Below are 12,225 nucleotides of genomic sequence, written 5' to 3'. Positions count from 1 at the left end.
CTCGCTTACATCGGCGATAAATTAAGGAAGAAGCGTTGCAGCCAGCCCATATTCTGCGCTTCGTTGATGTAGCCGTTGCCGACGTACTCAATGCGCGCATCCGCCACCTGGGTGGACGGTACGGTGTTGGTGCCACTGATGGTGCGAGGGTTAACCACACCGGAGAAGCGAATGAATTCAGTGCCCTGATTGATGGCGATCTGTTTTTCACCCACTACGTGTAAATTGCCATTCACCAGAACCTGGTCAACGGTTACCGTCAGCGTACCGCTGAAGGTGTTGCTGGCATTGGCACCGCCTTTGCCGTTAAAGCTGTTACCGCCAGAGGCTTCCACATCGGCACGCGCATTGCCAAACAGGCCCTGCAGATAGCGCGGAACGGTATCGAAACCAAAGTTGGTTTTGCCGTCGCGGCTGGCATTCGCCGAGGAGCTTTTGCTCGCGCTGACGTTCTCCTGCAGCGCAATGGTCAGGGTATCGCCGACGTTACGCGGGCGACGGTCTTCGAACAGCGGTTGATAACCGTAGTTAATCGGCTGTGCGGACTGGAAAATGGAGCCGTTCACCACCGGCGTCGGGCCGGGAACGGGTTGGGCGGTAGTCGCACCCTCTACCAAAGGTTTTGACGGGATCAAGGCGCAACCGCTGAGGGTAACGGCCAGGACTGTCAGTATTGGATAACGAAACGCCGCGTTTTTTTGCATTGCCTTCATCTTCGAAAACAGGGAGCCGGTGCGGTTTACCGCACCGGGCTACACCTTAGAGTTGCGTCAGTTTTTGCAGCATCTGGTCGGTCGTCGACACTGCTTTACTGTTAATTTCATACGCGCGCTGAACCTGGATCATGTTCACCAGCTCTTCCGCCACGTTGACGTTAGAGGTTTCAACATAGCCCTGATACAGCAGCCCGGAACCGTTCAGGCCCGGCGTACTTTCATTCGGCGCACCGGAGGACTGGGTTTCGGTGTAGAGGTTCTCACCAATGCTTTCCAGACCGGTATCGTTCATGAACGTCGTCAGGTTCAGCTGTCCAACCTGAACAGGCGCGGCCTGCCCTTGCTGAGTCACGCTGACCACACCGTCACGTCCGATGGTAATGCTCAGGGCGTTAGCCGGAATGGTGATCGCAGGCTGAACCTGGAAACCACCGGCGGTCACCAGCTGACCATTCTGATCCACCTGGAACGAGCCATCGCGGGTATAGGCTGAGGTTCCGTCAGGCAGCTGCACCTGGAAGAAACCCTGGCCTTTGATTGCCACGTCTTTGCTGTTGTTGGTCTGGGACAGGTTGCCCTGGCTGTGCAGACGTTCGGTCGCAACCGGACGCACACCCGTACCAATCTGCAGCCCTGACGGCAGCGTGGTCTGCTCGGACGACTGCGCGCCCGGCTGACGAATGGTTTGATAAAGCAAATCTTCGAACACGGCACGCTGACGCTTAAAACCATTGGTACTGACGTTCGCCAGGTTGTTGGCGATGACATCCATATTGGTTTGCTGCGCGTCGAGACCCGTTTTCGCGATCCATAAAGAGCTGATCATAAGAAATCCTGTTAACTCATAGACAGCAGTTGGTTAGCACGGCCGGCGTTTTCATCCACGCTTGTGATAACCTTCATTTGCATTTCGAAACGTCGGGCGCTGGCGATCATATCGGTCATGGCTGCAACCGGTTTGACGTTACTGCCTTCCAGCACACCGGACATCACGCGAATGCTTGGGTCAGCCTGCAAGGTCGGGCCACGCGTTGCCTGTGCTGCCTGGCTCAGACGGAACATCCCGTCATCGCCGCGCGTCACTTCATTGCCTTCCGCTTTGACCAGCTTCAGTCGACCGACCGGGGCAATGGTGTTCGCCGGATCACCGGGGTTCAGGGCCGAAATGGTCCCGTCCGCCGCGATGGTGATTTCCGAGCCTTCCGGCACCGTAATCGGACCCGCTTCGCCAATCACCGGATGCCCCTGAATGGTCATCTGACCGTTGGCATCCACCTGGATATTACCGTTGCGGGTATAGCCTTCTGAGCCATCAGCCGTTTGCACCGCCAGCCAACCGTCCTGCTGGAGTGCAACGTCCAGCGGACGCGAGGTGTAATCCATCTGACCAGGCGTCATATCGGCACCCGGCGTTGAGGCGATAACCAGCGTACGCGTTGGCAGCGACAGCCCTTCCACCGGCACGGCGCGCAGCGCATTCAGCTGCGCACGAAAGCCCGGTGTTGAGGCGTTCGCCAGGTTACTGGCGGTCACAGCCTGCTGATTCATCGTCTGGCTGGCTGCGCCCATCGCGGTATATATTGCGTGATCCATTACATCATCCCGTTAGACGATTAACGCAGGTTGACCAGCGTGTTGAGGATCTGGTCCTGAGTTTTGATGGTCTGCGCGTTCGACTGATAGTTACGCTGCGCGACAATCATGTTCACCAGTTCTTTACTCAGATCGACGTTGGATGCTTCCAGCGCGCCGTTGGTCAGCGTACCGAAGTTACCGGAACCGGCGGTGCCGAGCAGCGCCACGCCAGAGGACTGAGTGGAAGACCAGACGTTATCGCCTTCGGATTTCAGACCTTCGTTGTTAGCGAAGTTCGCCAGCACGATCTGGCCCAGAACCTGGGTCTGTTCGTTGGAGTAGTTACCCACGACAGTGCCGTCATCGTTGATCTGGTAGCTCACCAGGTCGCCCGGCTTGTAACCGTTCTGGTTAGTTGCCACGATGTTGTTCGCACCGGTGTTCTGCTGCATGGAGTTGGTGAAACTCATCGCGAAGGTTGCAGGGGTTGCGCCCGGCATGGTCGCGGTGGTGATGTTGACCTGGCCACCGCCTGTCAGCACGCCGCTGGCGTTAAAGGTCAGCGTTGTGGCCAGAGAGGGGGTGCTGCCCGCCACGCTGCCATCCTGCGCATAGACTTTCCAGCTGTTCGCAGCGGTGTCTTTGACGTAGAACAGGTTCATGTTGTGCGCATTACCCTGGCTGTCAAAGACCGTCACGGTCCCTTTTTTGTTATAAGAATCGACGTTTGTCGGGTCGAACGGTGTCACCGTCGGCGTCGCATCGGTGGAGTTCAGGTTGATCTGCTGAGACGCGGTGGTGGTGGACTTCGCCGCCATCAGCGTGTTCGGAATTGAGATCGCCTGCGGGTTCGCACCGGTCTGTACCGTAGGCGGTGTACCCGCAACCGGATAGCCCGTCAGCTGCAGACCCTGCATGTTGACCAGGTTACGGTTTTCGTCGAGTTTGAACTGACCGTTACGGCTGTAAAAAACAGAACCGTTTTCATCGACCATACGGAAGAAACCGTTCTGGCTGATGGCCACATCCAGCCCACGGCCGGTGTTAGTGGTGGTGCCATCGGTAAAGTCCTGGGTAATACCCGCAACTTTAACGCCCAGACCCACTTTGGAACCGGCGAACATATCTGCGAAAGATGCTGTGCCAGATTTAAAACCGTAGGTCGCGGAGTTGGCAATGTTGTTGCCAATGACGTCCAGGTTGGTGGCCGCAGCATTCAGGCCGCTGACCGCTTGAGAAAAGGCCATGACTTACTCCTGATAAGTGTTAAGGCTTAAATAATCTGCCGAACTTCGTCGAGCGTGGTGGTCCCAGAAGTACCCAAATCCAGTTTGTTACCATCAGAGCCGCGAATCACCCCCTGCACCAGAGCGAATTGCAGCGGCTGAGCCACCAGCTGAGTCGTCCCGTTGCTGGCAGAAATCGCCACTTTGTAAGAACCGTTCGGTGCCGTTGTGCCATCCGTCAGGCTGCCATCCCAGGTAAAGGTATGAACGCCCGCTTTCAGCTCACCAATGTCGATCGTGCGCACCACAACACCGTCTTTATTGGTGATGGTGGCGGTGACTTTATCGGCCGGTTGCTGCAACTCAACGCCAAATGGCGTGGTCGTGGTGGTACTGCTTCCGTCGGTGGTGCTGGTCCCTGCCAGGATAGTGGTCCCTGGGATCATCACACCGTGGCCGATGAGGTTGGCGGCCTGCAAAGACTGGCTGTTGTCGATTTGACCGGAAACGGAACCCAGCGTGGTATTGAGCTTTTCGATGCCGCTCACGGTACTGATCTGCGCAAGCTGCGTGGTCAGTTCGTTGTTCTGCATCGGGTTCGTTGGGTCCTGGTTTTTCAGCTGCGCAACCAATAACGTCAAAAAGCTGCCCTGTAGATCGGCAGCACTGTTACCGGTCAGCGAGCTGGAGCCAGTGGCCCCACTGGTGCTGGCGACGCCGGAGTTAGTCGGGTCATTCACATTGACGGCGATGGACATTCGTGTCTCCTTTACTGGCCGAGAGTGAGCGTTTTGAGCATCATGCTCTTCACGGTATTGAGCACTTCAACGTTCGCCTGATAGCTGCGCGACGCTGACATGGTGTTCACCATTTCGCCGACCACATCGACGTTTGGCATTTTCACGTAGCCGCTCGCATCCGCCAGCGGGTTGCCTGGCTCATACACCAGTTTGTCCGGGGCCTGGCTCTCAACCACATCGGCCACTTTCACACCGCCGGTTGCCGCGCCCGGCGCAGCATTGACCTGAAAGACCACCTGTTTGGCGCGATAGGGTTGACCGTCGGGTCCGGTCACGCTGTCGGCGTTCGCCATGTTACTGGCGGCGACGTTCAGACGCTGAGACTGCGCGGTCAGGGCTGAACCCGCGATATCAAAAATATTCAGTAAGGCCATGAATTAGTTGCCCCCCTGCAGGACGCTCTGCATGCTTTTAATCTGTCCACCGAGCACGGTTAGCCCCATCTGATACTGCAGGCTGTTATCGGCAAACTGGGTGCGCTCCCGGTCCATATCGACGGTGTTACCGTCCAGGGATGGCTGGTCAGGAATGCGATAAAGTAAATCGGTGGACGGCGCAGTCATCGCCTGAGCGGGAATGTGGCGTGAAGAGGTCAGCGCAAGGGCAACACCCGTCCCTTCGGCCCGACCACGCTCCATCACTTTTTTAAGCTCAGTAGAAAAATCAATATCGCGCGCCTGAAACCCTGGGGTGTCGGCATTCGCGATATTGGCGGCCAGGATCTCCTGCCGCTGGGCGCGCAGATTGAGCGCTTCCTGTTGAAAACGTAACGCGGCGTCGAGTTTATCGAGCATGTCTCCTCCGCTGATGGCGAAATTTCAGCATGTAGCTTAAATCTCAACCCGTCTTCCTTATCGAAGGAATAAACGCAAAATGCGTCGCTATTTGTTGCGTTGATGGGAAAGCCTTAGGGGTAAAATCCTGTTAAATCCAGGAACCGCGGGAAAGTGAGATGCTGACGTTCAAAAATGGCCTTGCCGTTACCTTACTGCTGTTCAGTACCCAGTCTTCAGCGCTGGGGCTGAATGTGTTGCTGACCGCTTTTTTTGCTGAGCGTCTGGCGGGGTTAAGCGATGAGGTCAAAGTCGATATTCGAACGCAGCCGAATCTCCTGCCCACTTGCGAACAACCCTCGTTCACCATCAGCGGCGGTACCCGGCTGTGGGGTAATGTGAACGTGCTGGCCCGCTGCAATAATGAGAAACGCTTTTTGCAGGTTATGGTTCAGGCGACAGGCAACTATGTTGTCGCCGCTCAGCCCATCGCACGCGGCAGCGTTTTACAGCCCGCTCATGTAGAATTAAAGCGCGGACGCCTGGATCAACTTCCGCCGCGCACCATGCTGGATATTAACCAGGCACAGGATTCGGTGAGCCTGCGCGATCTGGCGCCAGGTCAGGCCATCCAGCTATCTATGCTGCGCCAGGCGTGGCGCATTAAAGCCGGACAGCGCGTGATGGTGGTGGCGAACGGAGATGGCTTTAGCATTAATAGCGAAGGCCAGGCGCTGAACAACGCTGCGGTCGCCCAAAACGCACGCGTTAGGATGTCTTCAGGTCAGGTGGTTAGCGGAACCGTCGGTTCTGATGGGAATATTCTGATTAACCTATAATCTTTTTAAAGATATCGCGGCAGCTGCCGATAAATAATCATCAGATGATTATATCAGGCGCCAACGCCGCGAACCTCTATGAGGACAACACTATGAGCATTGATCGTACATCGCCCCTGAAGCCGGTTAGCACTGTACAACCTCGCGAAACGAACGACGCGCCAGCCCTTAAAGCGCGTCTGGAAAAATCGTCCACGGCCAACAGCACCAGCGTCACGTTAAGTGATGCACAGTCAAAACTGATGCAGCCAGGCACGAACGATATCAATATGGAGCGCGTCGAAGCGCTGAAAACCGCGATTCGTAACGGCGAACTGAAAATGGACACCAGCAAAATCGCTGATGCGCTGATTAACGAAACGCAGAACTTCCTTCAGAGTAAATAACCGTATGAGTCGACTGTCAGAAATATTGGATCAAATGACGGTAGTCCTGAACGATCTGAAGACGGTGATGGATGCCGAGCAACAACAGTTATCCGCAGGCTATGTCAGCGGCAGCGCTCTGCAGCGCATTACTGAAGATAAAAGCTCGCTGCTGGCTACCCTGGACTATCTGGAGCAGCAGCGCCGCGCGGAGCAAGATCCACGTCGCAGCGCCAACGACGATATCGTTGAGCGCTGGCAGACCATCACAGAAAAAACGCAGCACCTTCGCGATCTCAACCAGCACAACGGCTGGCTGTTAGAGGGGCAAATTGAACGCAACCAGCAGGCGCTTGAGGTGTTAAAACCTCATCAGGAGCCGGGGCTGTATGGCGCCAATGGCCAGACATCCAGCTCACGCGGTGGCGGGAAGAAGATTTCGATTTAACGCTTCAGTGAAGAGATGAAGTGGGAAACGGGGAGCACCCTTTGGTGAACTCCCCTTTAGTCGTTTATGCCGTCCGGCGAGCGAACTCTTTCACCTTAAAGCCGAGCACCGCAAGTGTAGCGAAGTAGGCAATAATCCCCACGACCACAACAGCCATCAGGCGCAGCAGACGATACGGCATGGTGCCCAGGGACCATTCCGGCATCACATACATCATCCCGACCAGTGCCGCCGCCATCACCACCACCGCAATCACCAGACGGACCAGGAAACTCATCCAGCCCGGCTGCGGCGTGAAAATCTTCTGCTTACGCAGCTGCCAGTAGAGCAGCCCGGCGTTCAGGCAGGCCCCCAGACCGATCGACAGCGACAGACCCGCGTGCTTCAGTGGCCCGATAAACGCGAGGTTCATCAGCTGGGTCATCACCAGCGTCACAATCGCAATCTTGACCGGCGTTTTGATGTCCTGACGCGAATAAAAGCCCGGCGCCAGCACTTTCACCACAATCAGCCCCATCAGGCCGACGGAATACGCCACCAGTGCGCGCTGGGTCATTAATGCATCGAACGCGTTGAATTTGCCGTACTGGAACAATGAAACCGTTAAGGGTTTCGCCAGAATCCCCAGCGCCACGGCGCTTGGCAGCGCCAGCAGGAAGCACAGGCGTAAACCCCAGTCCATCAGGCGACAGTATTCATCATGATTGCCGCTGGCAAAGCTTCGCGACAACGACGGCAGCAGAATCGTCCCCAGCGCCACGCCCAGCACCCCGGACGGGAACTCCATCAAGCGGTCGGCGTAGTACATCCACGACACGGAACCTGACACCAGGAAGGAGGCGAAAATGGTGTTGATAATCAGGGAAATCTGGCTCACGGACACGCCGAGGATCGCCGGGCCCATCTGCTTGATCACGCGCATCGCACCCGCATCGCGGAAGTTGATGCGTGGAAGCACCAGCATGCCGATCTTTTTCAGATGCGGAAGCTGATAAGCGAGCTGCAGCACGCCGCCGACGGTGACTGCCCACGCCAGCGCCAGCACCGGCGGATGGAAGTGCGGTGCCGCAAACAGGGCAAAACCGATCATGCTGACGTTTAAAAACGTCGGTGCAAACGCCGGGACGGAGAAGCGGTTCCAGGTGTTGAGGATCGCCCCGACCAGCGACGCCAGCGAAATCAGCAGAATATAAGGAAAGGTAATGCGCAGAAGCTGCGTCGTCAGGGCGAATTTATCCGCCGTATCGGCAAAGCCCGGCGCGGTCACCATAATCACCCACGGCGCGGCCAGCATCCCGACCACCGTGACAATCGCCAGAGCCAGTGTCAGCAGGCCCGAGACATAGGAGACAAACACGCGGGTCGCGTCTTCGCCCTGCTTGCTTTTGTATTCCGCCAGAATCGGCACGAACGCCTGGGAGAACGCCCCTTCGGCGAAAATTCGGCGCAGTAAGTTCGGCAGCTTGAACGCCACAAAGAAGGCGTCAGTCGCCATCCCCGCGCCAAACACTCTCGCCACAATCGCATCGCGCGCGAAACCCAGCACGCGAGAAAACATGGTCATCGAGCTGACTGCTGCCAGCGATTTTAATAAGTTCATTAACGTGAATTTCCACAACCACACGGCAAAACGCCTGCATAGCAGGCGTGAAAAGTGCGCTTAGTCTACCCGTATTTAAGCGAATTACTATCCGCAGATGTTACAGGGGTTAAACAGTTTCTACTCGCTCATCGCCTCGCGCCAGAGCTTTTCAATGACGCGTTGCGCCAGAATCGCCTGTTCGCCCGAAGTTTCAGGAACCGTCTGATTTTGCACGCACTCGATGAAGTGACGCGCACAACCGGCGAACCCGCGCTGCTCCAGCGTACTTTGCCAGCCAGGGATTGGCCGCGTCACCACCCCGCTCCCTTTTTCCTCACGCCATTCGCGCATATCGGTCACATCAATGAGTGCGCCGTCGGTGACCGCCTGCACGGATTCGCGCTGGCTTCCCGCACGACGATGCATGCTGGTGGTCACCTGAATGGTGTCCACCGCGAAATGGTGTTCGGCATACACCATCTCCCCCTGATCGTTGGTTTGCAGGGTGCCGCTTTTCAGCTGTGCATTACCGTTGGTCAGCCACAGGGCCGTATCGACCACATGCAGATAATCATCCAGCAGCGTAAAGCGCAGATCGTTCGGGCCAATGCTGTCGGTGCGATGCTTATCCATACGCAGCGATGCCGCCGCGCCAAGCCGGGATTTGAGATCCTGATACAGCGGCGAGAACCGGCGATTGAACCCGACCATCAGCGTCAGATTTTTGCGCGCCGCCAGCTCAATCAGACGCTCGGCGTCCTGCACATTCTCGGCCAGCGGTTTATCGACGCAAACGTGAACACCGGCATTGAGCAATTCGCTCACCACCTGATAGTGCGTCGCGGTCGAGGTATGAACGAATACCGCGTCACAGTCGCGCGCCAGATCCGCCATGGAGGCAGCATAAGGAATTCGCCAGGTATCGCAGATTCGCTGCGCTTTTTCCCGCGTCGGGGACCATGCGGTTTGCAGCGTCCAGTCGGTCGCCGCGCCCAGAACCGGCAGCCAGGCTTTCTGCGCGATCCCGCCGAGGCCGACCACGCCAATGCGTAATGTTGTCACCGTTAGTCTCCTAAATGCGCCAGCAGGGAGTCGAGGCGCTGCTTGAGTTCCGCCACTTCGTTTTCCAGCGCGTCGACTCGTGCAGCAAGACTCTCGTCCTCAGCGGGCGAAACTGCTTCTACCACATTGATGAGGGTTTCAACGTCGCCACTGAAAAGATGCATATATCGGCTTTCGCGTTTGCCCGGCTCACGCGCCAGGCGTAGCACAAACGGGCCATCTTCGCGGGAAGCGAGATTTTCCAGCGTCTGCTCCACTTCCTGCATATCACTGAATTCATGCATTCGTGCGGCGCGGGAACGTAATTCACCCGGCGTTTGCGCCCCGCGCAGCAGCAAGGTTGTGATCACCGCCACTTCGGCGCTGTTCAGTTTCAGATCGCCAAATTCGGAATTGCAAAAACGTTGTTCATATTTAGTGACGCGATTGCCAAACCCACTGACGGTGCGCAGATAGTGGCGTTTAACCAGCGCATCCAGCTGCTCTTGTACCTCGTGCTCGCTCAGGTTGAGCACCGGCTCACGGTTGGTTTTCTGGTTACAGGCCAGCGTCACCGCATTGACCGACAGGGGATATTGCTCTGGCGTCGTGACCTGTTTTTCCAGCAGGCAGCCAATCACCCGCGCTTCTGTGGCAGTTAACTGATATTTCATGGGTGCTCCTTAGCGACCTGCGGTCCATTCTTTGGTGGTTAACGCCGTCAGCACGTGGTCGCGCCACTCGCCGTCGATCAACAGATAATCTTTCGCGTAGCCTTCTTTTTCAAACCCAAGCCGCGCCAGCAGATCGCCGCTACGCTGATTGTGCGGCATATAGTTGGCCATAATGCGGTGGATGTGCTGAGAGCGCTGCATATAGCGGATTGCGCTGGTCAGGGCTTCAAACATCAGCCCTTGGCCCTGCCATTTCTGGCCGATGGAGTAGCCGAGGTAACAGGCGTGAAACGATCCGCGTACCACGTTCGAGAAATTGGCGATCCCGATGATCTCTTTCTCTTCCGGGTCGAGCAACGCGAAATAATAGGCACTGCCCTGCTTGTGGAATTCGGCAATCATACTCAGGCGAGCCTGCCAGCCGGAGGGATAGCAGTGGCTTTCATCCCGAACGGGTTCCCAGGGCTTTAAAAACTGGCGATTCTCGGCGTAATAATCCGCCAGACGCCAGGCATCACGCTCATGCACCAGACGAACGACCAGTCTGTCTGTTGTCAGGCGCACTTTTGGCACGTTACTGCGATAGCCAAACATCGTTACCACTCCTTCCCGTTACTTCTGCTCTACCTGTTAGCTTTACTATACCTGCGCCGGTGCTTTCTGTGAAAACAGTGACATACCCTTTTTCACAGATTTCACAAAATTCGATTAAAAAGCTGAATCAAACCACCCTTTTGATAAAAAAATATTGTCGCTGGCGGTGTGGGAAAACGCCTCGCAACCACGCAGAATATTAGCGTGCTCATCTTTCTCTACACTTAAGCCTTCAGACTGCCTTTTCGGGGCCGTCAGCAGGATGACGTGATTTTTCCCTGGAGGGAAAATGTCTCGCGTATCGCAAGCCCGGAGCCTGGGCAAATATTTTCTGCTCGTCGATAACATGCTGGTCGTGCTCGGCTTTTTTGTCGTCTTCCCCCTGATCTCCATTCGCTTTGTCGATCAAATGGGCTGGGCGGCATTAATGGTCGGTATCGCTTTGGGCTTGCGTCAGTTTGTCCAGCAGGGACTTGGCGTGTTTGGCGGCGCGATTGCCGACCGCTTCGGCGCAAAACCGATGATTGTCACCGGCATGCTGCTGCGGGCCGCCGGATTTGCCACCATGGGTATTGCGCACGATCCCTGGTTGCTGTGGTTCTCCTGTTTCCTCTCCGGGATTGGCGGCACGCTGTTTGATCCGCCGCGTACCGCGCTGGTCGTGAAACTGATTCGCCCACAGCATCGCGGGCGTTTTTTCTCACTGCTGATGATGCAGGACAGCGCCGGTGCGGTGGTTGGCGCCCTGCTCGGCAGCTGGCTGTTGCAGTATGATTTCCGTCTGGTGTGCGCAACCGGCGCGGTGCTCTTTATCCTCTGCGCGGCATTTAACGCCTGGCTGCTGCCCGCCTGGAAACTCTCGACGGTGAAAGCGCCCGTGCGTGAAGGGCTGGGCCGTGTGCTGGCCGATAAACGTTTCGTCACCTACGTACTGACGCTGACGGGCTATTACATGCTGGCGGTGCAGGTAATGCTGATGCTGCCCATTATGGTCAACGATATTGCCGGTTCGCCTGCGGCCGTCAAATGGATGTACGCCATCGAAGCCTGCCTGTCGCTGACCCTTCTCTACCCTATCGCGCGCTGGAGCGAAAAACGTTTTCGTCTTGAGCATCGCCTGATGGCGGGCCTGCTGCTGATGACGTTAAGCATGATGCCGATTGGTTTGGTCGGCACCTTACAACAGCTCTTTATTCTGATCTGCACTTTCTACATTGGGTCGATCATTGCCGAACCGGCGCGTGAAACCCTCAGCGCCGGGCTTGCCGATCCGCGTGCGCGCGGCAGCTATATGGGCTTTAGCCGACTGGGGCTGGCCTTTGGCGGTGCGCTCGGATACGCCGGTGGCGGCTGGTTGTTCGATGCAGGGAAAGCGCTGAATCAACCGGAATTGCCGTGGGTAATGCTGGGCGTTGTAGGCTTTATCACCCTCATCGCCCTGTGGTGGCAGTTCAGCCCGAAACGCAGCGCGAGTGGGATGCTCGAACCTGGGGCCTGATGGTCTGAGCACGTATTCCGACGGGCGGAAGGTCCACTTTCGCCCACGAATATCAGGTTTTTCTGCTGGTAACTGGTATACCCCCCTGACATAC

At 56.7% G+C, this 12,225-nt stretch carries 15 protein-coding genes; 4 read left to right on the top strand and 11 right to left on the bottom strand.

Features of this window, described 5'->3' with window-relative positions:
* Positions 1-5: 5 nt before the first annotated feature.
* Genes flgH through flgB form a run of 7 tightly spaced genes read right to left on the bottom strand, consistent with a single transcriptional unit; the run spans position 6 to position 5,111 of the window.
* The gene (gene flgH / locus C0560_RS08025) at positions 6-704 is read right to left on the bottom strand and encodes a flagellar basal body L-ring protein FlgH (protein ID WP_100780598.1); all 699 of its coding nucleotides are present in this window, start codon (positions 702-704) and stop codon (positions 6-8) included.
* Positions 705-759: 55 nt separating this feature from the next.
* Entirely contained in the window at positions 760-1,542 is a 783-nt protein-coding gene (flgG, locus tag C0560_RS08020; RefSeq protein WP_064325681.1) for a flagellar basal-body rod protein FlgG, read from the bottom strand.
* Between the two features lie 11 nt (positions 1,543-1,553).
* Entirely contained in the window at positions 1,554-2,309 is a 756-nt protein-coding gene (locus tag C0560_RS08015) for a flagellar basal body rod protein FlgF (protein ID WP_100780599.1), read from the bottom strand.
* A gap of 20 nt (positions 2,310-2,329) precedes the next feature.
* On the bottom strand, positions 2,330-3,538 hold the full coding sequence (gene flgE / locus C0560_RS08010; RefSeq protein WP_100780600.1) for a flagellar hook protein FlgE: 1,209 nt from the start codon (positions 3,536-3,538) through the stop codon (positions 2,330-2,332).
* 26 nt (positions 3,539-3,564) lie between these two features.
* Complete coding sequence (gene flgD / locus C0560_RS08005; RefSeq protein ID WP_100780601.1) at positions 3,565-4,275, bottom strand: flagellar hook assembly protein FlgD; 711 nt, start codon at positions 4,273-4,275, stop codon at positions 3,565-3,567.
* An 11-nt stretch (positions 4,276-4,286) separates the two neighbouring features.
* Entirely contained in the window at positions 4,287-4,691 is a 405-nt protein-coding gene (gene flgC, locus C0560_RS08000; protein ID WP_100780602.1) for a flagellar basal body rod protein FlgC, read from the bottom strand.
* Between the two features lie 3 nt (positions 4,692-4,694).
* Complete coding sequence (gene flgB, locus C0560_RS07995; protein ID WP_100780603.1) at positions 4,695-5,111, bottom strand: flagellar basal body rod protein FlgB; 417 nt, start codon at positions 5,109-5,111, stop codon at positions 4,695-4,697.
* 158 nt (positions 5,112-5,269) lie between these two features.
* Between flgB and flgA the strand changes: the two genes are divergently transcribed.
* The 3 genes from flgA to flgN all read left to right on the top strand — a co-directional run bounded on the left by flgA (position 5,270) and on the right by flgN (position 6,742).
* A complete protein-coding gene (gene flgA / locus C0560_RS07990) occupies positions 5,270-5,929 on the top strand; it encodes a flagellar basal body P-ring formation chaperone FlgA (protein ID WP_181827604.1) in 660 nt (219 codons plus the stop codon).
* A gap of 92 nt (positions 5,930-6,021) precedes the next feature.
* Positions 6,022-6,315, top strand: coding sequence for a flagellar biosynthesis anti-sigma factor FlgM (flgM, locus tag C0560_RS07985; RefSeq protein WP_100780605.1), 294 nt, complete (start codon positions 6,022-6,024; stop codon positions 6,313-6,315).
* Between the two features lie 4 nt (positions 6,316-6,319).
* Entirely contained in the window at positions 6,320-6,742 is a 423-nt protein-coding gene (flgN, locus tag C0560_RS07980) for a flagella biosynthesis chaperone FlgN (RefSeq protein WP_100780606.1), read from the top strand.
* A 64-nt stretch (positions 6,743-6,806) separates the two neighbouring features.
* Here the strand turns inward: flgN and murJ are convergent, their stop codons facing one another.
* From murJ to rimJ, 4 genes are all read right to left on the bottom strand, one after another.
* A complete protein-coding gene (murJ, locus tag C0560_RS07975) occupies positions 6,807-8,342 on the bottom strand; it encodes a murein biosynthesis integral membrane protein MurJ (RefSeq protein ID WP_100780607.1) in 1,536 nt (511 codons plus the stop codon).
* Between the two features lie 120 nt (positions 8,343-8,462).
* Entirely contained in the window at positions 8,463-9,386 is a 924-nt protein-coding gene (locus C0560_RS07970; protein ID WP_194513327.1) for a Gfo/Idh/MocA family protein, read from the bottom strand.
* A gap of 2 nt (positions 9,387-9,388) precedes the next feature.
* Entirely contained in the window at positions 9,389-10,039 is a 651-nt protein-coding gene (locus C0560_RS07965) for a YceH family protein (protein WP_100780609.1), read from the bottom strand.
* Between the two features lie 9 nt (positions 10,040-10,048).
* The gene (rimJ, locus tag C0560_RS07960) at positions 10,049-10,633 is read right to left on the bottom strand and encodes a ribosomal protein S5-alanine N-acetyltransferase (RefSeq protein WP_100780610.1); all 585 of its coding nucleotides are present in this window, start codon (positions 10,631-10,633) and stop codon (positions 10,049-10,051) included.
* A 289-nt stretch (positions 10,634-10,922) separates the two neighbouring features.
* On the opposite strand from rimJ, the gene mdtH reads away from it, so the two are divergent.
* The gene (gene mdtH / locus C0560_RS07955; protein ID WP_100780611.1) at positions 10,923-12,131 is read left to right on the top strand and encodes a multidrug efflux MFS transporter MdtH; all 1,209 of its coding nucleotides are present in this window, start codon (positions 10,923-10,925) and stop codon (positions 12,129-12,131) included.
* Positions 12,132-12,225 lie beyond the last annotated feature (94 nt).

The sequence above is a fragment of the Lelliottia sp. AC1 genome (assembly GCF_023278595.1).
Taxonomy (GTDB): Bacteria; Pseudomonadota; Gammaproteobacteria; order Enterobacterales; family Enterobacteriaceae; genus Enterobacter; species Enterobacter nimipressuralis.
This window is presented reverse-complemented; position numbering and strand designations above follow the sequence as displayed.